This is a genomic window from Pedobacter sp. UYP1 (assembly GCF_040547305.1).
Classification (GTDB): domain Bacteria; phylum Bacteroidota; class Bacteroidia; order Sphingobacteriales; family Sphingobacteriaceae; genus Pedobacter.
Genome location: NZ_JBEPPL010000009.1, coordinates 196,405 through 216,297, shown reverse-complemented (window position 1 = coordinate 216,297; position 19,893 = coordinate 196,405). Strand labels below are relative to the sequence as shown.

The 19,893-nt window shown below is 40.7% G+C and carries 23 protein-coding genes; 8 read left to right on the top strand and 15 right to left on the bottom strand.

Annotation, left to right across the window (positions count from 1 at the left end):
- Positions 1 to 76 precede the first annotated feature (76 nt).
- The 6 genes from ABIB30_RS18090 to ABIB30_RS18065 all read right to left on the bottom strand — a co-directional run bounded on the left by ABIB30_RS18090 (position 77) and on the right by ABIB30_RS18065 (position 5,744).
- Positions 77 to 1,450: an MFS transporter gene (locus ABIB30_RS18090; protein WP_354304404.1), complete on the bottom strand. Its 1,374-nt coding sequence runs from the start codon at positions 1,448 to 1,450 to the stop codon at positions 77 to 79.
- Between the two features lie 118 nt (positions 1,451 to 1,568).
- Positions 1,569 to 2,228 (bottom strand): bifunctional 4-hydroxy-2-oxoglutarate aldolase/2-dehydro-3-deoxy-phosphogluconate aldolase, encoded by a 660-nt coding sequence (locus tag ABIB30_RS18085; RefSeq protein ID WP_354304402.1) that lies wholly within the window; start codon positions 2,226 to 2,228, stop codon positions 1,569 to 1,571.
- A complete protein-coding gene (locus ABIB30_RS18080; RefSeq protein WP_354304400.1) occupies positions 2,218 to 3,237 on the bottom strand; it encodes a PfkB family carbohydrate kinase in 1,020 nt (339 codons plus the stop codon). Before ABIB30_RS18080 ends, ABIB30_RS18085 begins: the two co-directional genes overlap by 11 nt.
- Before the next feature lie 3 nt (positions 3,238 to 3,240).
- Positions 3,241 to 4,056 (bottom strand): SDR family oxidoreductase, encoded by an 816-nt coding sequence (locus ABIB30_RS18075; protein WP_354304399.1) that lies wholly within the window; start codon positions 4,054 to 4,056, stop codon positions 3,241 to 3,243.
- On the bottom strand, positions 4,056 to 4,895 hold the full coding sequence (kduI, locus tag ABIB30_RS18070) for a 5-dehydro-4-deoxy-D-glucuronate isomerase (RefSeq protein ID WP_354304397.1): 840 nt from the start codon (positions 4,893 to 4,895) through the stop codon (positions 4,056 to 4,058). Before kduI ends, ABIB30_RS18075 begins: the two co-directional genes overlap by 1 nt.
- A 45-nt stretch (positions 4,896 to 4,940) precedes the next feature.
- Positions 4,941 to 5,744 (bottom strand): hypothetical protein, encoded by an 804-nt coding sequence (locus ABIB30_RS18065; protein ID WP_354304395.1) that lies wholly within the window; start codon positions 5,742 to 5,744, stop codon positions 4,941 to 4,943.
- A gap of 130 nt (positions 5,745 to 5,874) precedes the next feature.
- On the opposite strand from ABIB30_RS18065, the gene ABIB30_RS18060 reads away from it, so the two are divergent.
- Complete coding sequence (locus tag ABIB30_RS18060; protein ID WP_502931094.1) at positions 5,875 to 6,918, top strand: LacI family DNA-binding transcriptional regulator; 1,044 nt, start codon at positions 5,875 to 5,877, stop codon at positions 6,916 to 6,918.
- 146 nt (positions 6,919 to 7,064) lie between these two features.
- Here ABIB30_RS18060 and ABIB30_RS18055 read toward each other — a convergent pair whose 3' ends face one another.
- Positions 7,065 to 7,502, bottom strand: coding sequence for a nuclear transport factor 2 family protein (locus ABIB30_RS18055; protein ID WP_354304393.1), 438 nt, complete (start codon positions 7,500 to 7,502; stop codon positions 7,065 to 7,067).
- Between the two features lie 129 nt (positions 7,503 to 7,631).
- Here ABIB30_RS18055 and ABIB30_RS18050 point away from each other — a divergent pair, with 129 nt between their 5' ends.
- The gene (locus tag ABIB30_RS18050; RefSeq protein WP_354304392.1) at positions 7,632 to 8,054 is read left to right on the top strand and encodes a hypothetical protein; all 423 of its coding nucleotides are present in this window, start codon (positions 7,632 to 7,634) and stop codon (positions 8,052 to 8,054) included.
- A gap of 72 nt (positions 8,055 to 8,126) precedes the next feature.
- Here ABIB30_RS18050 and ABIB30_RS18045 read toward each other — a convergent pair whose 3' ends face one another.
- Positions 8,127 to 8,708 carry a MiaE family protein gene (locus ABIB30_RS18045; protein ID WP_111631988.1) on the bottom strand — a complete coding sequence of 194 codons (582 nt, stop codon included), beginning with the start codon at positions 8,706 to 8,708 and terminating at the stop codon, positions 8,127 to 8,129.
- 112 nt (positions 8,709 to 8,820) lie between these two features.
- Between ABIB30_RS18045 and ABIB30_RS18040 the strand changes: the two genes are divergently transcribed.
- Entirely contained in the window at positions 8,821 to 10,056 is a 1,236-nt protein-coding gene (locus ABIB30_RS18040; protein WP_354304391.1) for a glycosyltransferase, read from the top strand.
- Positions 10,057 to 10,158: 102 nt separating this feature from the next.
- Here the strand turns inward: ABIB30_RS18040 and ABIB30_RS18035 are convergent, their stop codons facing one another.
- Positions 10,159 to 11,166 (bottom strand): zinc-dependent alcohol dehydrogenase family protein, encoded by a 1,008-nt coding sequence (locus ABIB30_RS18035; protein ID WP_354304390.1) that lies wholly within the window; start codon positions 11,164 to 11,166, stop codon positions 10,159 to 10,161.
- A 46-nt stretch (positions 11,167 to 11,212) separates the two neighbouring features.
- On the opposite strand from ABIB30_RS18035, the gene ABIB30_RS18030 reads away from it, so the two are divergent.
- Positions 11,213 to 12,115 carry an AraC family transcriptional regulator gene (locus ABIB30_RS18030; protein ID WP_354304389.1) on the top strand — a complete coding sequence of 301 codons (903 nt, stop codon included), beginning with the start codon at positions 11,213 to 11,215 and terminating at the stop codon, positions 12,113 to 12,115.
- On the opposite strand, the gene ABIB30_RS18025 is transcribed toward ABIB30_RS18030, so the two are convergent.
- The gene (locus ABIB30_RS18025) at positions 12,108 to 12,389 is read right to left on the bottom strand and encodes a DUF6958 family protein (RefSeq protein ID WP_354304387.1); all 282 of its coding nucleotides are present in this window, start codon (positions 12,387 to 12,389) and stop codon (positions 12,108 to 12,110) included. The genes ABIB30_RS18030 and ABIB30_RS18025 overlap by 8 nt on opposite strands.
- A gap of 183 nt (positions 12,390 to 12,572) precedes the next feature.
- Here ABIB30_RS18025 and ABIB30_RS18020 point away from each other — a divergent pair, with 183 nt between their 5' ends.
- Both ABIB30_RS18020 and ABIB30_RS18015 read left to right on the top strand, forming a co-directional pair.
- Complete coding sequence (locus ABIB30_RS18020) at positions 12,573 to 13,349, top strand: SDR family oxidoreductase (protein ID WP_354304385.1); 777 nt, start codon at positions 12,573 to 12,575, stop codon at positions 13,347 to 13,349.
- 9 nt (positions 13,350 to 13,358) lie between these two features.
- A complete protein-coding gene (locus ABIB30_RS18015) occupies positions 13,359 to 14,282 on the top strand; it encodes a helix-turn-helix domain-containing protein (RefSeq protein WP_354304383.1) in 924 nt (307 codons plus the stop codon).
- A gap of 15 nt (positions 14,283 to 14,297) precedes the next feature.
- On the opposite strand, the gene ABIB30_RS18010 is transcribed toward ABIB30_RS18015, so the two are convergent.
- From ABIB30_RS18010 to ABIB30_RS18000, 3 genes are all read right to left on the bottom strand, one after another.
- On the bottom strand, positions 14,298 to 15,215 hold the full coding sequence (locus ABIB30_RS18010; protein ID WP_354304381.1) for a helix-turn-helix domain-containing protein: 918 nt from the start codon (positions 15,213 to 15,215) through the stop codon (positions 14,298 to 14,300).
- An 80-nt stretch (positions 15,216 to 15,295) separates the two neighbouring features.
- Positions 15,296 to 16,069 carry an SDR family NAD(P)-dependent oxidoreductase gene (locus ABIB30_RS18005; RefSeq protein WP_354304379.1) on the bottom strand — a complete coding sequence of 258 codons (774 nt, stop codon included), beginning with the start codon at positions 16,067 to 16,069 and terminating at the stop codon, positions 15,296 to 15,298.
- A 300-nt stretch (positions 16,070 to 16,369) separates the two neighbouring features.
- The gene (locus tag ABIB30_RS18000; RefSeq protein WP_354304378.1) at positions 16,370 to 16,720 is read right to left on the bottom strand and encodes a winged helix-turn-helix transcriptional regulator; all 351 of its coding nucleotides are present in this window, start codon (positions 16,718 to 16,720) and stop codon (positions 16,370 to 16,372) included.
- A gap of 129 nt (positions 16,721 to 16,849) precedes the next feature.
- Between ABIB30_RS18000 and ABIB30_RS17995 the strand changes: the two genes are divergently transcribed.
- Both ABIB30_RS17995 and ABIB30_RS17990 read left to right on the top strand, forming a co-directional pair.
- Positions 16,850 to 17,632, top strand: a complete 783-nt coding sequence (locus ABIB30_RS17995) for an SDR family oxidoreductase (protein ID WP_354304376.1) — start codon at positions 16,850 to 16,852, stop codon at positions 17,630 to 17,632.
- Between the two features lie 86 nt (positions 17,633 to 17,718).
- Positions 17,719 to 18,045: a DUF6266 family protein gene (locus ABIB30_RS17990; RefSeq protein WP_354304374.1), complete on the top strand. Its 327-nt coding sequence runs from the start codon at positions 17,719 to 17,721 to the stop codon at positions 18,043 to 18,045.
- On the opposite strand, the gene ABIB30_RS17985 is transcribed toward ABIB30_RS17990, so the two are convergent.
- Together ABIB30_RS17985 and ABIB30_RS17980 are read right to left on the bottom strand one after the other, a co-directional pair.
- Positions 18,042 to 18,308: a hypothetical protein gene (locus ABIB30_RS17985; RefSeq protein ID WP_111631991.1), complete on the bottom strand. Its 267-nt coding sequence runs from the start codon at positions 18,306 to 18,308 to the stop codon at positions 18,042 to 18,044. The two genes, ABIB30_RS17990 and ABIB30_RS17985, sit on opposite strands and share 4 nt — an antisense overlap.
- Before the next feature lie 201 nt (positions 18,309 to 18,509).
- On the bottom strand, positions 18,510 to 19,880 hold the full coding sequence (locus tag ABIB30_RS17980; protein ID WP_354304373.1) for a RagB/SusD family nutrient uptake outer membrane protein: 1,371 nt from the start codon (positions 19,878 to 19,880) through the stop codon (positions 18,510 to 18,512).
- Positions 19,881 to 19,893: the final 13 nt, after the last annotated feature.

Here is a 19,893-nt window from a genome sequence, read left to right as displayed (position 1 = left end):
TCTTTTATGATCTATCACAAATACACGTGCATATAAATGATTTTTAATATAATTTTTAAATTAATGATCAATGATTTTACAAATCATTGATCGGTCTGTATTTTGGAACCAGCATTTTCATCACAATCCAGGCCAGGATATAAGCAACTGCACAAATGGTAAACATAATCGTATATCCAGTTTGCGTGTGGCCTAAAGCCTTGTAATGATCAAAAAGTGAACCGCCGAGTTTAGACATAAATACACCCCCTAAACCTCCTGCCATCCCACCAATTCCAATCACCGAGCCTATCGCTTTTTTGGGGAACATGTCCGAAACCGTCGTAAATATATTGGCCGACCATGCCTGATGTGCTGAAGCCCCAATTCCAATCAGGATCACTGGAATCCATACACTGAAATGCCCTAAAGGCTGTGCAGCCAGTACAACTAAAGGAAATAACGCAATAATCAGCATCGCTTTCATCCTGCCATCATAAGGCGCATAACCTTTTTTCATAAAGTACATCGGAAACCAGCCCCCACCGACACTTCCAATCATCGTCATGCTATATAACACTGCTAAAGGGATCATGATCGCTGTTTCGCCCATACCGTACTGAACTTTTAAATAAGAAGGCAACCAGAACAAGAAGAACCACCATACCCCATCTGTCATAAACTTGCCTAAGCTGAAAGCCCAGGTTTGCCTGTATTTTAAGAGTTTAACCCAGGACACTTTTTCTGCAGTCTCAGTTGTAGAAGACGGCACAATAGCCTGCTGATCGGGGTCACATAAAATATAATCCAGTTCAGCCTTCGATAAACGTTTTTGCTTTTCCGGTTTTTCATAAAAGATAAACCAGAAGATCAGCCATAAAAACCCTACCGCACCAATAATCAGAAAGGCCGATTCCCAGCCCCAGGTATGTGCAATCCATGGCACGGTAAGTGGCGCTAATACCGCACCTACATTGGCCCCCGAATTAAAAATCCCTGTTGCCAGAGAACGTTCTTTTTTAGGAAAATATTCTGCAGTAGCTTTTATTGCAGCAGGAAAATTACCCGATTCACCAAAGCCTAAAACTGCCCTGGAAAAGATAAATCCCAGCACAGAAACAGAAACACCAGTGATTCCAATGAAGCCTAACATCGTGGCCAGTCCATGACCAACCGGAATAGCTTTAGCGTGTAAAATAGCGCCTAATGACCAGACAATCAGAGCGACTGCATATCCCCATTTGGTTCCCAAACGGTCTACAATCCTGCCGGCAAAAAGCATAGAAATCGCATACACCAACTGAAAGGCTGAAGTAATATTTGCATAGTCACTGTTTGTCCAGTTAAACTCTGCTTCTAACCGCGAATGCAGCAGACTAAGTACCTGACGGTCAAGATAATTCACTGTCGTAGCAAAAAACAACAGGGCACAGACCGTCCAACGGTAATTGCTCATTCGGGCTTCTTTCATTATATTTGGTTTTGGTTGGTTTGGTTGATTTTATCGGTCGGTTTTACCATTTGATAAAAATGGTTTTTACCCTTTCATCAAATCGCTTCCACCATTTTATTTCGTGGCTTTCACCAGCCTATCTCGTGGCTTTCACCATTTCAATAGTCTTTTTTGTACGTATAGCTAATTCATCATAAGCTCTGGCTTCCAAAATATCTTTACTGATCAGTTTACTTCCCATACCTACCGCACAAACTCCTGATTTAAACCATTTAGTCATGTTTTCTTCTTCAATTTCTACACCACCTGTTGGAATAAAAAGCTGTCCTGGAAATACCTCTTTCACAGAAGACACATAAACAGGGCCTAGTACATTTGCCGGGAAAAGTTTAATAATCCCTGCATTTAACTGGTGTGCGATATTAATCTCTGTTGGTGTGAAACAACCTGGAATCCACAATAAACCTGCATCATGAGCCAGTTTTCCTACTTCAGCATCTACAACCGGACAAACAATAAAATGCGCGCCCGCTTTAATAAAAGCTCTGGCTTCGTCTGTATTTTTAATGGTTCCAATTCCCAGATGCAGATCTTTCATTTCGATTCCAACAGCTTCAATCAGGAAACTGAAGTTCGCCAGCGCCGCAATACCTCTGTTAGTATACTCCAATACCCGGATTCCGGATTTATACAGCGTCCTGATAATTTCTAAACTTACTTCTGCATCTTCGTAAAAAAACAAAGGCAATAAACCTTGTTCTGTTATAGCTTTTAAAGAACTCTCTTTAGTCTTCATAATTTCTTACTTTTTCTTTAATCTGACTCGCTTCGATCGTTGTTGCATCTCCTGCCACAAAGAGCTTGGAAAATGCAGCTGCCGTTGCAAACTCTAATATTTCTTCTGCCGGCTGATCCTGGTAAAAACCATAAATCAAGCCCGCCATATAACAGTCACCACTGCCTACTTTATTGATAATATTTTTCGCCGAGTATTGCTTTGAAACCAATAACTCGTCCTCCGAAAATAACGTGGAATAATACTTTACGCCTTCTTGTTCATCAAAGCGGAAAGTATTGGCAACAACCTTACATTCAGGAAATCTGGCGATCAGTGCGCTGGAACTTACTGCTGCTTGTTCTAAATAAAGTTCTTTCTGATCTGCTTCAGCCAGTCCTTCAGGGACAGGAATACCCAGCATTTTTTCGGCAGCCCATAAATTCCCCATTACCACATCACAGTACTGCACCAGCTCTGGCAAAATATCAATAGGCTCTTTGCCATATTTCCAGAGTTTAGCTCTGTAATTGAGATCGACCGAGATCGTAATATTCCTGGCCGAAGCTTCTTTTAGCGCCTCCAGGCAAACTTCAGCCGCTGCTAAACTTACTGCAGGACAGATCGCACTAAAATGGAACCAGGAAACATCTTTCAAAACGACGTCCCAGTTGATAGTCCCTGTTTGCAAAGTCGCAAAAGACGAACCGCTGCGGTCATAAATCACTCCTGCATTTTTAAGATCTTTACCCTGGTGCAGATAGTATAAACCTACCCGTTCGCCAGTATATTGAATTGCAGTCGTGTCGATATGTAATCCTTTTACATAGTTTACCAATTGCTCTGTTAAGGAATTATCTGGTAATGCGGTCAAATAGGCTGAAGGTATATCCCACAAAGCCAGTGCAGTAGCAACATTTAATTCTGCACCACCAACAAAAAAAGGCAGGTTATTTTCCTTCAACCAGTTTCCTTCTACATCCGGACAAATCCGCAATAACAACTCTCCGAAGTTCAGTACCTTCCCCATGCTTTAAACCCCGCCAAATACAGAGAAACCGCCGTCCACACAAATCATAGCTCCGGTTACAAATTGAGAAGCATCACTCAGCAACCAAATCAAAGCCCCTTTTAATTCATCCGGATGTCCGAAACGTTTAAATGGCGTTTGCTTGATTGCTAATCCTCCGCGGTCGGTATAACTGCCATCAGGATTGGTTAACAGTGTGCGGTTTTGCTCAGTCAGGAAAAATCCTGGTGCAATTGCATTCATCCGGATTGCTCCGCCATAACGGTTTGCTAATTCTACTGCAAACCATTGGTTATAATAATCAACACCAGCTTTCCCTAAATTATAGCCTAATACTTTAGTGATAACTCTTTTAGAATTCATGGAAGAGATATTTACGATGCTCCCTTTACCGCTGGCAGCAATGGATTCTCCGAAAACCTGCGTAGGAATAACTGTTCCCCATAAATTTAAGTCCATTACTTTTTTCATTCCATCGAGATTCATTTTGAAGATATCTTCTTCGGGCTGTAAAACACCTTCAGGCTGATTTCCACCAGCAGCGTTTACTAAACCATCAATCCGGCCGAATTTTTCCAATACTTGCGCTCTGCATTCCAGTAATTGACTTTCGTCCATTACATCGGCTACTAAAGCTATAGCCTGGCCACCAGCCTGGTTTATCGCATCTGCACGTTCGTTAGCTACCTGTGCATTTCTGCCCAGGATACCTACCGAAGCACCTGCTTCAACTACTGCATCTACAAATGCACCACCTAAAATACCGGTACCTCCGGTTACTATGATAACTTTTCCTTTTAAGGAGAATGTATTTTCCATTAACGTATGTCTTGAATTGCAACAGGGTCCATATCTGCATAATCAAGGTTTTCACCTCCCATGCCCCAGATAAAACTATAATTTTGTGTACCACTTCCCGAATGGATACTCCAAGGCGGGGAAACAATAGCATCATGGTTACCCATTAAAACATGACGGGTTTCTTGCGGCTGGCCCATTAAATGGAACACACGCTGATCTGCAGCTACATCAAAATAGAAATAAGCTTCCATTCTTCTGTCATGGGTATGTGCTGGCATGGTATTCCAAACACTTCCATTAGCAAGAATCGTTAAGCCCATCACCAGTTGACTGCTTTGAATTCCATCTCTGTGAATATATTTAATAATCCTGCGTTCATTTGCGGTGTTTAAGCTACCCAATTCTGTAGAAATCGCATCTGCATGAACTAATAAAGTTACAGGATATGCCTGATGTGCTGGTGTAGACAAGCAGTAGAATACTGCTGGATTTGCAGCATCCGCACTTTTGAATTTCACTTCCTTCACTCCTTTTCCAAGGTATAAAGCATCCAGTTTATTGACTTCAAATATTTTTCCATCTGCTTCGATTGAACCTGAACCGCCAACATTGATTATCCCGATTTCTCTTCTTTCCAGAAAATAGTCAGCACGCAGATTTGAATAATTTCCTAAAACAACGGTTTCACCAACCGGATGTACCAGGCCTACAATCATTCTGTCGTAATGTGTATAGGCGAAATTAGCCTTGTTCTCTTCTTTCAGATCAGTTAGCAAAAATCTTGATCTTATTTTTTCAGTATCGTATGTTTTAAAATCATCCGGATGCACCGCATGTAACACTTTCATATCCTTCATTGTAATATTTTAAGCTGTGATCAGGCTTTTTAAGGCCCGTTTATTCTATTTTTTCGCTGCTGGAATCAAGCTTGAAATCCAGTGAATCAAATCAGTCCCGGCCTTAAGGTTATCATAGGCAGCGGGAAGTTTTTTCCCATCCACATATTCATTGTATAACCATGGATCACCAATGATGATCACCGATCCTTTACCATATTTTGATAAAGCAATCACTTCATAACCGTCTTTATCTTTCAGGATAGATTTTGCAGGAGCGCTAATTGCTAAACTACTGAATTCTTTGATAAACAGTTGCTTTGCTGTTTTGAAAACAGGATCTCCGGCAGGCACCATGATTTTCCCCATATCAAATTGGTCACCAGTTACTTTTCCCTGACTGTCCGGATTAAACTGAACGCCGAAGACTTTAGCCAGCGTATTAAAATGGTCTAGCTCTGCGTTACCGATATCATTGCCCATCAGCACGAGTACACCGCCTTTTTTCACCCATTCTGAAATCGTTTTAACATCCGTTGACTGAATAAATTTAGGGTCACTGCTTTCCTTTTCCGTATCCGGGTCAACAATGATATAAACTGCAGAACCTTTTAGATTTTGTGCAGTTGGGGCTGCATAGAGTGTAGAGGTTTTAAACCCGGCTTTGTTGAATTCGGCTCCCCAAAGAGAGAAACCGCCATTGGTTTGCTCATCCCATTTATAATGCCATGAAACGAGCTTCCCATCTTTATCTTTTTTAGTTTCGTTGTTGAAATAGGAATCAAGCATTACAGTCTTTTTACTTTGTGCTTGACCGTTCAGAGCGGTAAAAACGAGGACACTGGAAACTATCAAATGGAATTTATTCATAAATATCTGGTTTATATTTCGTTTGCAACAACTAACAAGTCTACATAGTTTTAGGCGCAGAATGAAACAAAAAGGCATAAATTATTGTGCAATCGTTCCCGGCACAACCAGAAATTATTTGTAGACTTGTATGATTTACAATATCCGCAACGGAATCATGTTTGAGCCTTTTACTTTAAAAGATATCGCTAAGGCATTAGGCCTTTCTACTTCCACTGTTTCAAGAGCACTGCGTGATACGCATGAAATTAGTCCGGAAACTAAGAAACTTGTTCTGGACTATGCACAGAAAATCAATTACCGCCCAAATCCTATTGCATTAAGTTTAAAAGAGCGCAGAAGTAAGTCTATCGGGGTTTCTTTAAGTGAGGTTGCGAATCAGTATTTCGCACAGGTAGTCAATGGTATTGAGTCTATTGCTTACGACCGTGGTTATCATGTTATTATTACGCAGACACATGAGTTTTATGAACGCGAAAAGGTAAACATACAGCATTTAGCTTCCAGATCTGTTGATGGTTTACTGGTTTCTTTGTCTGCCGAAACTACTGATACTTCTTATCTTCAGAATTTACATCAGCGGGGTCTGCCTATGGTATTTTTTGACCGGGTAACCGATCAGATCAATACTCATCAGATTATTGCAAACAATGTAAAAGGCGCATTTGAAGCGACCGAATACCTGATTAAGCAAGGTTGCAGGCGTATTGCCCATTTAACAAGTTCAGATCATTTGTCCATTAGTGTAGAGCGTTTAAATGGCTATAAACAGGCTTTAGCAAAATATAATCTCCCATTTGATGAGGCTTATATCAAGTATTGTGCACATGGAGGAATGTTTCAGGAAGAAACTGATATTGCGATCAGAGAATTGATGAATCTGAGGGAAAAGCCTGATGGAATTTTTGTGGCCAGTGACCGGTTGAGTATTGGGGCGCTGGTGGTGTTTAAGGAGTTGAAAATCAAAGTTCCGCAAGAGATGGTTATCGCCGGATTTTGTAATTCTGATGTGCTTGATCTGATGTGTCCAACGCTGACCTCGGTTCGTCAGCCGGCTTTTGAAATGGGACAGATTGCGACTGATATGCTGCTGAATTTAATAGAAAGCAAGTATCCGGTTCATGACTTCGAAAAGAAAATACTGGATACAAGCTTATCGATCCGCAATAGTTAGTTTATTCCGTGATCATTAGTTTATTCTGCCATAGTTAGTTTACCATAGTTAGTTCACTATGGTTAGTCCACTATAGCTATTCCGACATAGTTAGTTCAATATAGTTAGTCCAAAATAGTTCGTTCACCACAGTTAGTCCAAAATAGTTAGTCCACGTGGAATGCGCGTCTCGCGATAATCTTCCAGTCTTTTTTCTCTTTTTTCAGCACTAAAACTATCCCCAGACTAATGTGCGCAGGCTTACCTCCATCATTGGTATCTGCGATTAAAACGTGGCGTACAATGGCTACATTGTTCTGAATCGTAATGGATTGTTTAGTGAGTTCAATCGTTTTAAAATCTGATCTTTTCGAGGTAATATCATCTACAAAGGCTGCCTTGTTCTGAATTTTACCTCCGGAATGTCCATAGGTTAAATCTGCAGACACTACACTTTCCAGGTCAGATTTGTTCCCGCTAATCATAGCTTCTCTTAATTTCTCTACAACTGCGGCAACTTCAGTTTCTTCTTTAGATGCAGTTTCCTGGGCTTTTGCAAACACACAGGACGTGATTAAAAGCAGGGATAAGATTATTTTTTTCATACTGTTTAGGGTGGTTAGGTTTTTAACAGGCTTGCAATTTTGCTGTCCGTATTAATTATTTACAGCACATATTGACAGGCTTAAATTACTCGTTAATAATGATTATTATTATATAAAAAAACAAAACCTATGAAAAAGTTACTATTAGCATTTGCCTTTGCTGCTGCAGGACTAACTGCGTCTGCACAAATGGCTAACCAGGCTACACCAGTTGCAGCAGCGAAATCGCAGGCTGTAGTTAAACCGCAGGCTGCAGTTAAAGCTCAAAAAGCCGCGTCAACAATTCCCGCAGCACAACGTGCAATTCCATATACTAAAGAATTACAAACAAAACTGGGGTTGAATGCGGATCAGTATGCGAAAATCTTAGCGGTGAATACTGAGTGTATCACCAGAAAAGATGCATTAAAAGGTGCTGATCAGAAAAAAGCTGGTGGGTCTAAAGAAATTGCCCAGTACCGTCAAGAGCAGTATAAAACTATCCTGACTCCAGATCAGCTGAGCAAATTAAAAACATTGAATGCACAAGGTGGCGCTAAGCCAAAAGCATAAGTTTTAAAAAGCCGTATGATGAATTCATGATACAGCTTTAGCTCCTGATGAAGTATATGCTGAACAAAGAGGCTACCCGTGAATAGCCTCTTTGTTTCCAAAACTCTGGATCAGTTCGCCTTCGAATTCCAGCCATTCTTTCCATCTTTTATCGACATCTACATCAATTGTATATTTTCGGGCGAAGTTTAGAAACGTCGTATAATGGCCAGCTTCAGAGATCATTAAATCATGGTAAAACTTCGCTAATTCCTGGTCTTTAATATTTAATGATAATACCCTGAAACGCTCACAACTTCTGGCTTCTATCATTGCAGCAAATAACAACCTATCAATAAACGCATTGTTCCGGCTTCCGTCCCTGCGGCTGAATTTCACTAAACGGCCCACATAGTCATCCTTACGTTCCCGGCCAAGAGTATAACCACGTTGTTTGATAATTTCTACCACCATCTGGAAATGCTGCATTTCTTCGATCGCAATAGCCGTTAATTCTTCCACTAAATCCATGTGCTCAGAATTATTAGCGATCAGCGTAATGGCATTTGTTGCTGCTTTCTGTTCACACCAGGCGTGATCAGTTAATATCTCTTCTAAATTTGATTCAGCAATATTTGCCCAGCGCGGGTCTGTTAATAATTTTAATCCAAGCATGAGGTTATTAATAAAATTCTTCGCTGGCAAAATTACGAATAATCATATTGTTTAATGGTCTGTTTAGAGAATCTGCGTTAAAAACCTCTATTTTTGCATAAATTTTAAAAGAATGTCTAAAAAGAGTGTATTGATTATTGGATTGGTATGGCCTGAACCTACTTCATCGGCAGCAGGTACAAGAATAATTCAGTTAGTCAATCTATTTCTTTCTCAGGGTTATACAGCAATATTTGCTTGTGGCGCTTCAAAAAGTGAATTTAGCTTTGATTTACCTGCTATCGGTGTAACTGAGCGGGAGATCAAATTAAATGATAGCAGTTTTAATACTTTTCTGCAGGAAACCAATCCCGATGTTATACTTTTTGACCGCTTTATGGTCGAGGAGCAATATGGGTGGAGAGTACAGCAGGAATGTCCGGATGCGCTCAGGATACTCGATACAGAAGATCTGCACTGTTTACGACATGCGCGTCAGCAGGCCATGAAAACACACAGTCCTCTGGAACTTTTTACTGATCTGGCTAAAAGAGAGATTGCCGCTATATTACGTTGTGATTTATCTTTAATGATTTCGGAATCAGAGATAGAGATTCTGCAAGAGCAATTCCGCATAGATCCATCTTTAATGTACTATCTGCCATTTTTAGAAGAAGAACTCACTGCAAAAGATATTCAGGAATGGAAACCATTTGAAGAACGCGAAGGATTTATGTTTATTGGCAATTTCCTTCATGAGCCTAACTGGAATACTGTTCAAATACTAAAGACAAAAGTGTGGCCTGAGCTCAGAAAAAAGCTTCCACAAGCTAAACTCCATATTTACGGTGCTTACGCTTCGCAAAAGGTGATGCAACTGCACAATGAAAAAGACAAATTCTACGTGCATGGCCGTGCAAAAGATGCCAGGAAAGCAATTGCAAAGCATAAAATATTACTGGCACCTATTCAGTTTGGCGCAGGTGTTAAAGGGAAATTTATTGATGCGATGCAAGCAGGCACTCCTGCTGTGACCACTTCCATAGGCGCTGAAGCAATGAGAGGAAACCTGGAATGGAACGGGGTGATTGCAGACGATCCTTTTCTTTTTATCAACCGGGCAGTCCAGTTATATCAGGACAAAGTCTGGTGGTTCCGGGCACAACAAAATGGGGTACGGATTATTAATGAACGCTATGGAAAATCAACGTTTACGCAGCCATTTATTGAATTCCTCCAAACTTTGTCACTGAATTTAACGGCGCATAGAAAGCGTAATTTCTTCGGACAGATTTTGCTGCATCATACTGCAAATAGTACAAAGTATATGTCCTTATGGATTGAAGAAAAAAATGCGCAAAAGGTTTAATCAGTTATATTTAAATCAGTTATAATTGAATACTATTTACTATTAGCATAAGTTAATGACTAATTTACGACTACGCTAAGTCAATTAATGACTACTTTACTATTATTCTAAGTCAATAACTACTTTACCGGTATTCAAACGCGCTTCTATTGATTGATAAGCATCAGCAATTGTTTCCAGCGTATACCTTTTCGCGTCAACTACGGGTTTGAGTTGACCAGCCTCAGCTAAAAGGGCTGCTTCTTTTAAAATAGCACCATGGTGTGACCTGTTCTTACCCGTTATCAATGGAAGCAGTGTAAATACACCTGAATAAGTTGCTGCCCGAAAAGATAAAGGGGCCAGGCTATGCGTTCCCCAGCCTAATATACTGACTACATGTCCACAGTATGTTTTCACTGCTTTGAAGGATGCATCCAGCGTTTCACCGCCAACAGTATCAAAAACGATATCAAAGCCTTCATTGTCCGTATGTATTTTTACATATTCCTCTACAGATAAACTAGTGAAATCAATTGCTGTTGCACCATAAGATTCAATTATCAATTTTCTGGCTGCACGGTCTGTCACATATACTTTTGCTCCCCTGGCAACGGCCAGTTGTACAGCGATGTGTCCCACACCTCCAGATCCACCTTGTATCAGCACTGTCTTGCCTTTGTCCACTTTTGCCCGGTCAACCAAACCCTCCCAGGCAGTGATAAATGACAATGGTATCGCAGCTGCTTCTTTCATAGACAAGTTAGTTGGTTTCACAGCGAGTAAATCAGCATCAACAGCCGCATATTCTGCTAAAGATCCTTGAATACCAGCGATCCCGCCAGTCAAACCATACACCTCATCCCCTGCTTTAAAACGTGTTACACCTTCTCCAATTTCTACCACAATTCCAGCCATATCTACGCCTGATATCGCGGGAAGTTTAGTTTGCGCATGAGCTGCCTGCCCTGCTTTAATTTTCAGATCAAGCGGATTAACACCACTGGCCTTGATTTGTACCAGTACCTCTCCTTTTACTGCAACCGGACGCTTAATTTCTTTGAGCACATAGGGTGATCCGTAATTTTCAAGAACCAGTGCTTTCATTGTTGTATTATTTTGTGTTGACATGATATTTTTTTTGCTTTCATTTCTATAGTACAAATTTGTACAACAAATGAGATTAATATGTTGTACTTATATGTCTTTTAAGGGTACCTTTAGACCAATGATCAGAGCTAATTTACATGAACCTTTCCAGCTGGTTTTAAAAGAAGAACTTACTGAGTGTCCACGCGGGCCGCATGAGCATAGTTTTTTTGAACTGGTCTATATTGTTTCGGGCTCAGGAAAACAGTCCATCAATGGAGTAAAGTTCAATTATTTACCGAATCATCTGTTTCTGCTGGCTCCGGGAGATGCGCATGAGTTTAAAATTGATACATCTACTCAATTTTTCTTCATCCGGTTCAATAACAGCTATATCCAATCTCAAAGCAAACAAAGCGAGCTGGTACAGCAATTAGAGATGATCTTAAGAAATGCAGCTAATGATCCTGGCTGTATTATAAAAAATCAATCCGACAAACTGGTGTTAAAACCAATGATGGAGGCGCTGATCAGAGAACACAATGGGAACGATCTTTTTCATAAAGAACTGATAACTTCTTATATCCGCACCCTTTTGACTATTGTGGCCAGGAATATCAGTCAGTATATGCCGGAAAGCATCGCACAAAACAGTGAGGGAAAAGCGGTAGGTATTCTTCAGTATATACAAACCAATATTTGCAGTCCTGAGCATTTAAGAATAGGGCACCTCAGTCAAACATTTGGCATTTCAGAAACTTACCTGAGCAGATATTTCAAGAAACATGTGAATGAAGGTATTCAGCAGTATATTATCAATTACAAATTGGCTTTGATTGAAAACCGTTTACTCCATTCTAATCAGAGAATCAGTGAAATAGCAGATGAATTTGGATTCACGGATAAGAGTCACCTGAGCCGGATCTTCAAAAAGAACAGAGGAATAAACCCTTCAGATTTCAGGAAAAAACCTGAATCAATCGTTATGTGACGAGCCTATATTTTTCCGGCTTAGTCTTGATCCTGTCAATCATCCCCCTTGCCTCCAGATCAAGCTTGACCGTCTCGCCATACCACTGTACACCACCGTTGAAAGTATCTTTCACGCTTTGGTACAACAATTCCATCAATTCTGTATGCGTTGGTTGACCATCCGACAAAATAGTCAGGATTTCTTTTTTGATGAGTTCATATTTCTCTAAGGAAATCTTCTTGTTGGTCTTATCCGGATCAGGATGGAGTGTCTGAATAGTAGCTTCTTTCATTGGATTTGATTTAATCAAATATAACAATTTGATTGCAAGGTATAGCCCTACCGGAAACTGGATATTTAGGGTATATTTATTTCAAATATCCAATACTATTGATTTTGGCTAAACCTATGATGCGTTCGGCTAAACATATGCTGCAACTTAACCTGAGTTTTGTTACATCAAATCTATTAAATCATGGAACTTAAAAACAGCACTATACTTATTACCGGTGGAAGCAGCGGTATCGGCCTTGAACTAGCCGGACAACTCATTGCCCAACAGGCCAAAGCAATTATTATCACCGGAAGAAACAGCTCCCGCCTGGAACAGGTCAAAAAACAATTCCCTCAAGTGCATACTTTTCAAAGTGATGTCAGCGATACAGCTGCAATCGCTCAATTATTTATAGACGTTACCAGCCAATTTCCAGAGCTCAATATCATTATCAACAATGCAGGTATCATGCGCAATTTAGACCTGCTGGATACCGACTTATCTGTAGACGAGATCACATCAGAGATTGACATCAGCTTATCGGGCAGTATCAAAATGGTACAGACGTTTTTGCCACATCTGTTACAAAGACCAGGTGCTGCCATTGTTAATGTTTCCTCTGGACTGGCCTTCATTCCATTCCCGATTTCTCCTGTTTATAGTGCAGCAAAAGCTGGGTTGCATGCTTATACGCGAATCTTGCGTCTACAATTGAAACAAACCAGCATCAAGGTATTTGAACTGGCACCGCCAGCCACCGAAACACCACTTATTGATGCTTTTGAGGGAATGACCAATCCCAGCCAGAATATGGGAGTTAATAAAATGGTAAAAGTCGCTATTAAAGGAATACTAAACGATACTTACGAAATCAAACCGGGTGTATCCAAAATTCTTAAGCTAATGAGCAGAGTAGCGCCAGAAACCGTGCTGAATTTCATGGAAAAGACCCTGCAAAAAGCAAAGGCCAAAATTTAACTTTGTAATATGGCAGGAAGCGAACCACGTAGAATAAAGACCATTACCGAGTTTCACAGGCTTACCGGCATTGCCGGCCCCTTACATCCGCTGATCAGCCTGGTCGACTATGCTCAGGTCCGGATTCCCAGCGGACATCAGGGGATCAGTGCTGTATTTGATTTCTATTCGATCTCGATAAAGCGGGGCCTGAATTTTAAGATGATCTACGGTCAGCAGTCTTACGATTTTGATGAGGGCATCATGTACTTTCTCGCCCCTGGACAGGTATTGCGTGTAGAGATGGAAAATGATAGTTTTTCCGAGCCATCCGGCTGGTTACTTTTGATCCATCCTGATTTCTTTCGGAATACGAACCTGGCCACAACAATCCGTCAGTATGGCTATTTCGGGTATTCGGCAAACGAGGCACTGTTTCTCTCGGAAAGGGAAGAGAAAAGGATTAATGAAATTATAGGCCATATCAGCGAAGAATGCCTTGCCTATACCGATAGGTTTTCTCAGGGCATCATCATTGCCCATCTGGAAGCATTGCTGGGTAATGCAGATCGCTTCTATAACAGGCAGTTCATTACCCGTACCATCAGTAGTCATATGATTTTGAGCAAGCTGGAAAAGTTGCTTGAAGATTATTTCGATAGCGGAGAAAGTCTTAGCCATGGCATTCCCAGTGTAGCCTATGTCGCTGAAAAGCTCAACGTTTCCACTAATTATTTAAGTGGGCTGCTCAAGACCCTGACAGGATCGAATACACAGCAGCACATTCATGAAAAGCTGGTGGAAGCAGCAAAACAGAAGTTATCGGCAACAAACCTGACCGTCAGCGAAATTGCTTATAGTTTTGGGTTTGAACACTTGCCTTCATTCAGCAAGTTGTTCAAGCAGAAGACCGGTCAGTCACCAGTTTCCTTTAGGCAGGGATTCCAGAGTTAATAGACATTTACGTAATCAATTGAAAGCCGATCTGAATTGAACAGGAGAAATACTTGTTTTTATTTTGAACAGCCTGCTGAAAGATTGCGGGTGTTCGAACCCTAATTTGTAAGCCACCTCACTGATAGTCAAATTAGTAGAAGACAGTAATTCTTTTGACCTTTCGATCAGCTTCTGGTGGATATGTTGTTGCGCATTCAGCCCGGTAAGCGAACGCAACATATCACTTAAATAATTGGGTGTATAATTCAACTGGCCCGCCAGATATTGAACAGTTGGTATGCCTTTATTGACTGGCAATTCTTCATTAAAACAGGTATTCAGCAGTTCTTCCAATTCCTGAAGCAACTCGTTGTTAATCACCTGCCGCGTGAGGAACTGACGCTTATAAAAGCGTTTGGCATAACTCAATAACAATTCGATCTGCGCGATAATAACCTCATGGCTGAAATCATCTATACGGCTGTTCAGCTCCTTTTGAAGGATGGTAAGTATGGACAATACTGTTACTCTCTCCTGCTGGGAAAGGTGCAATGCTTCGTTGCTGGCGTAAGAGAAGAATCCATAGTTTTTGATTTTCCCTGCCAATGGATAACCTTGCAGAAAATCCCGATGGATAAGCAGCGAATAACCTGCGCTATCTTCATATTTTTCAGCACCGCCTATAAGTTGATTAGGCGCAGTGAATAATAAGCTCCCTTCATCAAAATCGTAATAACCCTGACCATATTTGAATTTTCCACCTAATTTGGTAATGAAGGAGATCTTATAAAAACTTGTCACGTAAGTGGCCGGCAGCTGGCATAAGTCAATCTGCCCGTTAGTAGCATCCATTAAGCTGATTAAGGGATGAACAGGCCCCGGAAGCCCTAGCATACGGTGTATTTCCGATATAGACTCAAATTTACTGACTTTCGGCATTTCAGTTTTCATATTTAAATATAATAATTATAACCGGTCACAACTTAGGCCACCGGTTATAAATAAGGCTTGAATTGCGTATTAACTTGCCATTACCAAGGCAGTGCTCCATCCGGGCCTGTAAAAGTTGCGGTTGGGCCATCCGTTTGCAGTGCTACGCGGATCGGTTCACGCGAACCAACTTCAACTGTATCGGTACCCTGAAAGTTATTCAGTGCTGTAGCCGTAAAACCAGGGCTAACTGCATTCACCTTGATATTTTCCTTTTCCAGTTCTATGGCAAAGGCTAGAGTTACGGCATTAAGTGCCGTTTTGGAAGCGGCATAAACAACGCCGAAATGTTCCCTCGCCCAGCAAGCCGGATCAGCTATCCAGGTTAAAGAACCCAGTCCGCTTGACACGTTAACAATACGGGCGGCTGTTGATTTGCGAAGTAAAGGCAGTGCTGCCTGTGTAACGGCAATAACTCCAAAGACATTAGTTTCCCAAACCGTCCGTACCTCGTCAAGCGATGCGGTAATAGCTTTGCCGTCCTCCGTTGTCTCTTCCAATGTCCTGCCAGCCTTACCGGCATGGGATATTGCTGCATTATTTACCAGCAGATCCAGACGACCGGATTCTTTTTCTATACGTTCCACCACTGCATTAATGGTGGATTGCTGGGTTACATCCAACTGTACCGCATGTACTGTAATGCCGATCTCAGCAGCAGCCTTTTCACCGTTGCTCAGGTTACGCGAACCGGCATAAACAATATAGCCGTTGTCTGCAAGTGCTTTAGCGATTTGAAAACCTACGCCCTGATTGGCACCTGTGACCAGCGCAACGGGTTTGTCATTTGTTGATGATTCAATCTGATTTGCCATAAGATTATGATTAATGATTGAACAAAATTGTGCAATCATCATCAGGCAATCCTAACCAAATCAAGGATATGCATAACCAAAATGAAAAGCTATTTTAGTTAATCTTCAATTTTAAAGGAGACATCTATTTGATAAGTTGAAACAACAGCTTTACCATTTTCAATACCAGGCACCCACTTTGGACTTGTTAAGATAGCATTTACAGCTGGCTCATAAATGAAGTGATAAAATCAGAAAGGCCAGCGTACTAAAAACTTTTATCATAACCAGATGATGTTTCGAAACAGATAAATCCATAAACTATTTTTTTGTAAGTATTCCCCTTAACTTCTCTTCATGTTCATCGCCCCATAACCCTATGGAATGAATTAGTGGAATTAAACTCTGACCCAACGGAGTGAGACTATATTCTACTTTAGGCGGAAGTACAGGAAAGATAACCTTCGAAATCAGTTCGTGTTTTTCCAGTTCATTTAACTGGACATTTAAAACCCGTCGCGAAGCTCCCGGAATTTTTCTTTGCAGCTGACTGGGACGGATATGTCCTTCATTAATGAAATAAAGTAATCTTATTTTCCATTTCCCATATAAGACTTCCCCTACTAAATCAAGACCGCAATCATAGTGCTGCACTATCTTTTTCTGATACATGTGCTAAAGATAGCGTATTGCCTAAAACCTGTCAATACGGATAAATTTAACCCTATCCGATTCGTTTATCCGTAATTGTATCCAATGCTTATCCACCCGACATTTGACACATCAACAAATATTAATGATATGAATATAGAAAATGAATTAGCTGGTCAAATAGCACTGGTCACAGGCGGGACAAAAGGAACTGGGAAAGCAATTGCGACAAGGCTGGCTCTTGCCGGAGCAAAAGTAATCATCACTGCCAGAAATAAACCAGAGGATACCAATCCCGATTTTCATTTCATTGCTGCAGATTTAAGCAAACCTGAAGGGACAGAAAAAGTAACCGCAGCTATTTTATCGGAATATGGCGGAATAGATATCCTGATCAACAATCTGGGTGGTTCAGAAACTCCTGGCGGTGGATTTGCGGCACTATCAGATCAACACTGGTCTGCATCACTTCAAACTAATCTTCTGGCTCCTGTAAGGATCGACAGAGGCTTGCTGCCTGCTATGCTTGCAAAGGGCTCTGGAGTTATTATACATATTGCGTCGATACAGGGCAGATTGCCATTACATGAGTCCACTTTACCTTATGCAACTGCTAAAGCCGGTTTAATAAATTACAGCAAAGGATTATCAAAAGAGGTCTCTCCAAAAGGAGTGCGGGTATTAACCGTATCGCCGGGATGGATTCAAACCGAAGCAGCGACCAGAATGATGGAACGTTTAGCAGAGAATTCAGGAGATACTATAGAAAACACAGTTCAACAGGTTATGGATGCATTGGGAGGTATCCCAATGGGAAGACCAGCCAAACCAGAAGAAGTTGCAGAATTAGTAGGTTTCCTGGTCTCACCCCGCGCAAGTTACTTATCAGGAACAGAATATGTGATTGACGGAGGAACGATTCCAACTATTTAGTATCAGCTGGTTAAGGCTTTAAGTTCCATCTTTTTTGTGATAAACGAAAAACAGCATCAGAAATAAGCCATAAACATACAGTGGTGGTGGCGGATGGGGACCTGGTGAAACCTGAAAATATAAAGGTAACTATCACTAAAAACGCGCTTAATTTTGAATGGGACAAAGATCAGACGGACATAGGTTCTCCCAACGACAGAACGATGATCCTGCTGTATAATAAAGCAGACAGACGTTTTCATACCTGTTACAGTGGCGCAAGCAGAAGTGAATTAAAAGACACTTTCCAAATGCATCCTGCACATATGAAGAATAAAACTTACGAAGTATTCCTGGTATTTAAAGATGTCCTGAGTGATGCTGTTTCCAAAAGTGTTTACTGCGGAAAACAATACACTCAGGACATCGCTTAAAAATCTATATCAATCAGGCTGGTCAAAGGAATATGAATTCCGTTTTTCAGCTGAATATATTTCTCTGTAACTGACCATACTGTCGTATTCACAGTCTTTGGGCCGAATTTTGTATTAAAAGTAATGTCTGCTTTTGATTTGAATTCATTACCTAAACGCTGAGCGCCACTGAGCTTATCTTTTAATTCCTCGATGTGGTTCTGATCTGCTGCTATAATTTCACTTACGTCTATTGACTCCTTTTCGATTAATTCTCCTAACATAGTATAATGGCTAATTCTTTCTTAAATATGCATTTAATCTATTTAAACAGCAATAACATCCTAAAAGAGTTACAATTCTATGAGTTTAGCTGTGGGGCATAAAAGTCTAATGACATAGTTTTCAGGCCAATAGTAATTTCCCTTTTAAATGAAAAGAGAGGTAAAAACCTCTCTTTTCATTTTATAAACCTGTGAATCAACCTAATACCCTTTGTTTTGGGTTAAAGTTGGATTATTTCTGCGCTCTGCATCAGGAATAGGGTATAAATAGTAATTAGGATCTGGTTTAGTCATCATATCGGTTAATGCTAAACCGGTTCTGCAATAGTCAAACCATGCTTCTCCTTCAAACATCATCTCATTTCTTTTCTCTTTTTGTACGGCAGTGATGAAAGCTGCAAGCGTTGTAAAAGTAGAAATATCGGGAGTAGTGATTCCAGCTCTGTCACGTACCTTTTTATAAGAATCGTATGCTGCGGCACTTACTCCTCCATCTACACGAGCCTGAGCTTCTGCGTGGATCAGATAGATTTCTGCAATACGGATCACCGGTACGTTTTGAATAGCCGGATTGAAGATTCTGTATTTACCGATATAAAATCTTGGATCTGCCGGGGTATTCTGGTAAACGGTGAAGTCTCTTCTTTTATCTCCTGCTTCATATAAATCAGCAATCGATTTTCCTTCTGCATAAAATAAAGCAGAAGCATTCGGATTACTTACCGTCGCCAGTGGATTAGTCGCCTGTGCATCAAACTGCAATTCAAAAATTGATTCTGAAGTGTTTTTTGTAGTCCAGACTGAACCAAAGTCAACTGGCATTGATGCACCACTTGTCGCGATTACATCCTTCGCTAATCTTACTGCTTCTGCATAAGTATTGGTTACGCTTCCATTGTATAAATAAACTTTAGCAAGTAAAGCTTTAGCTGCGTTACCAGTTACTCTGCCTTTAGTTTCTGCAATGTTCGCATAAGCATTCGGCAAATTAGAAGCCTCTATCAAGTCTGCAATGATTTTCGCATAAACTTCAGCTACGGTGTTACGTGGAACTTTCAGGTTATCGTTTTCTCCGGTCGGTGTGACAATCAAAGGAACATCTCCAAATGCTCTCACCAGGTTAAAATAAGTCAAAGCTCTGATAAATTGTGCTTCTCTGATAAATTGCTGTCTTTTATCGGTCGCAATTGCAGCTTCTGGCATTGCAGCTACTTTCACCACAATATTATTCGCTGCATTGATAGCGGCATAACCTGCTGTCCAGATATTCTGTACCCATGGATTATCGATACGGATTGTATTCGTTTTAAAGTCCACATATTCAGGAAAGCTGGACACGTGATTAACGTGTCTGGCTGAGAATTCAGGAACAATAATCAGGGATTGTCCGTAAGAGTTCGCTCCTAATTGTGTTCTGTACATCCCCATTACAGCCGATTGGGCACCTTGTTGTGAATTAAAAATATTATCAGGTGTAATCTGTGCAATAGGTTCCCTGTCCAGGAATTTTTTACAAGACGTAAAGCTTAAGGACACGGCAGCTAGTAAAATATATTTTGAAATCGTCTTCATGTGCTATTTATAG

Bases quoted from the DNA above. Each gene is read 5' to 3' on its own strand.
- ABIB30_RS18090 (WP_354304404.1), bottom strand. From the start codon at position 1,450: ATGAAAGAAGCCCGAATGAGCAATTACCGTTGGACGGTCTGTGCCCTG.
- ABIB30_RS18085 (WP_354304402.1), bottom strand. From the start codon at position 2,228: ATGAAGACTAAAGAGAGTTCTTTAAAAGCTATAACAGAACAAGGTTTA.
- ABIB30_RS18080 (WP_354304400.1), bottom strand. From the start codon at position 3,237: ATGGGGAAGGTACTGAACTTCGGAGAGTTGTTATTGCGGATTTGTCCG.
- ABIB30_RS18075 (WP_354304399.1), bottom strand. From the start codon at position 4,056: ATGGAAAATACATTCTCCTTAAAAGGAAAAGTTATCATAGTAACCGGA.
- kduI (WP_354304397.1), bottom strand. From the start codon at position 4,895: ATGAAGGATATGAAAGTGTTACATGCGGTGCATCCGGATGATTTTAAA.
- ABIB30_RS18065 (WP_354304395.1), bottom strand. From the start codon at position 5,744: ATGAATAAATTCCATTTGATAGTTTCCAGTGTCCTCGTTTTTACCGCT.
- ABIB30_RS18060 (WP_502931094.1), top strand. From the start codon at position 5,875: ATGATTTACAATATCCGCAACGGAATCATGTTTGAGCCTTTTACTTTA.
- ABIB30_RS18055 (WP_354304393.1), bottom strand. From the start codon at position 7,502: ATGAAAAAAATAATCTTATCCCTGCTTTTAATCACGTCCTGTGTGTTT.
- ABIB30_RS18050 (WP_354304392.1), top strand. From the start codon at position 7,632: ATGAAAAAGTTACTATTAGCATTTGCCTTTGCTGCTGCAGGACTAACT.
- ABIB30_RS18045 (WP_111631988.1), bottom strand. From the start codon at position 8,708: ATGCTTGGATTAAAATTATTAACAGACCCGCGCTGGGCAAATATTGCT.
- ABIB30_RS18040 (WP_354304391.1), top strand. From the start codon at position 8,821: ATGTCTAAAAAGAGTGTATTGATTATTGGATTGGTATGGCCTGAACCT.
- ABIB30_RS18035 (WP_354304390.1), bottom strand. From the start codon at position 11,166: ATGTCAACACAAAATAATACAACAATGAAAGCACTGGTTCTTGAAAAT.
- ABIB30_RS18030 (WP_354304389.1), top strand. From the start codon at position 11,213: ATGAGATTAATATGTTGTACTTATATGTCTTTTAAGGGTACCTTTAGA.
- ABIB30_RS18025 (WP_354304387.1), bottom strand. From the start codon at position 12,389: ATGAAAGAAGCTACTATTCAGACACTCCATCCTGATCCGGATAAGACC.
- ABIB30_RS18020 (WP_354304385.1), top strand. From the start codon at position 12,573: ATGGAACTTAAAAACAGCACTATACTTATTACCGGTGGAAGCAGCGGT.
- ABIB30_RS18015 (WP_354304383.1), top strand. From the start codon at position 13,359: ATGGCAGGAAGCGAACCACGTAGAATAAAGACCATTACCGAGTTTCAC.
- ABIB30_RS18010 (WP_354304381.1), bottom strand. From the start codon at position 15,215: ATGAAAACTGAAATGCCGAAAGTCAGTAAATTTGAGTCTATATCGGAA.
- ABIB30_RS18005 (WP_354304379.1), bottom strand. From the start codon at position 16,069: ATGGCAAATCAGATTGAATCATCAACAAATGACAAACCCGTTGCGCTG.
- ABIB30_RS18000 (WP_354304378.1), bottom strand. From the start codon at position 16,720: ATGTATCAGAAAAAGATAGTGCAGCACTATGATTGCGGTCTTGATTTA.
- ABIB30_RS17995 (WP_354304376.1), top strand. From the start codon at position 16,850: ATGAATATAGAAAATGAATTAGCTGGTCAAATAGCACTGGTCACAGGC.
- ABIB30_RS17985 (WP_111631991.1), bottom strand. From the start codon at position 18,308: ATGTTAGGAGAATTAATCGAAAAGGAGTCAATAGACGTAAGTGAAATT.
- ABIB30_RS17980 (WP_354304373.1), bottom strand. From the start codon at position 19,880: ATGAAGACGATTTCAAAATATATTTTACTAGCTGCCGTGTCCTTAAGC.